This is a genomic window from Streptomyces sp. NPDC004051 (genome assembly GCF_053604275.1).
The window spans coordinates 1-1,169 of sequence record NZ_JBSGHG010000097.1 but is presented as its reverse complement, the minus strand read 5'-3'; the positions used below and the strand labels follow the sequence as shown (position 1 = coordinate 1,169).

Annotated in this window: 1 protein-coding gene; it reads right to left on the bottom strand. The window is 69.5% G+C overall.

Annotated features, from left to right (window positions below):
* Nucleotides 1–36: 36 nt before the first annotated feature.
* Nucleotides 37–1,103, bottom strand: a protein-coding gene (locus ACWEQO_RS34790) for an IS630 family transposase (RefSeq protein WP_452986500.1) whose coding sequence is annotated in 2 segments (ribosomal slippage) — nt 37–657 and nt 660–1,103 — 1,065 coding nt in all. Because the reading frame shifts where the segments join, the coding sequence is not laid out codon by codon here.
* Nucleotides 1,104–1,169 lie beyond the last annotated feature (66 nt).

The window sequence follows — 1,169 nt, the reverse complement described above, 5'->3', positions numbered from 1 at the left end:
GTTACTGAGGTTGAACTCGTGGTGTCGTTGGGTTACTCAGGCAGGTCTGATGGTCAGGCCGGTCTCGGCGAGGCAGCCGTCTATGAGGTCGCTGCGGTACTGGATGTGCCGTAGGCCACGTCGGATGCGCTGGACGAGGTGTTCGGGTGTGCTGAAGGCGACGTTGGAGAGCCATCCGCGTCGCAGGAGGGACCAGATCCCTTCCACGGGGTTGAGGTCGGGCGCGTAGGGCGGCAGGTAGTAGATGGTCAGCCAGTCCCGGGAGGCAGCGAACTCCCGCAGGCCGGCGGCCTTGTGGACGTTCAGGTTGTCCCAGACGAGCACGATCGGGCCGCCGAGCTGCCGGTGGGCGGCGATCAGCAGGTCCCGGTAGTCGCGCCAGGAGAAGCTCTTGCGGCCGTCGCGGCGTCCGTCGTCCCGGCGCGGCCGGTAGATCAGCCTCGAGCGGTGGCCAGGTTTGTAGCAGGTCAGCGCTGCGATGGAGACGCGCCTGCGGGAGCGGCCGCGGACCCGCACCACTGGGGTCCGGCCGCGCTGTGACCAGGTCTTGGCCTGCGGCGGCGTCATGGAGAATCCGGCCTCGTCCTCGAAGACGAGCCAGGCTCCACGGGCCGCCGCGAGCCTTCCGCGCAGGGCCACACCTCCTTGACCCACCCGGCCACCGCCTCGTCGTCCCGCTCCATCGCCCGTCGGGCCGGGACCTGGCAGGACCAGCCGTTGCGCACCAGGAGCTTGCGCACGCCCTGGACCGTGTAGGTCAGGTGGAAGCGCCGGCCGATCACCGTCTTGATCCGCGCGAGCGTCCATCGCTGGTCCTCCCAGCCGTGCGCGGCCGGCCCCTTGGCCAGCTCCGCTTCCAACTGGGCGAATTGCTTCTCGCTCAGCCTCGGCAGCGACGCCGGCCCCTGTGACCGCAGAGCCCGCGGACCGCCCTCGTCCCACATCTGCCGCCACCGCTGCACCGAGCGGACACTGACCCGCAGGTCCTTGGCGATCACCGAGCTCGCCTCGCCCCGGGCGAACCGCTCGGCCGCCTGGAACCGTAACCCCTCGCGGAACTGTTGCCGTTCGGCAGTCAGCCCGCCTCCCTGTGGATACCGCATGCCCCGGTGATACCGCACGGGCGACGAACCGTCAGCCCCTACGACACCACGAGTTCAACTTCAGTA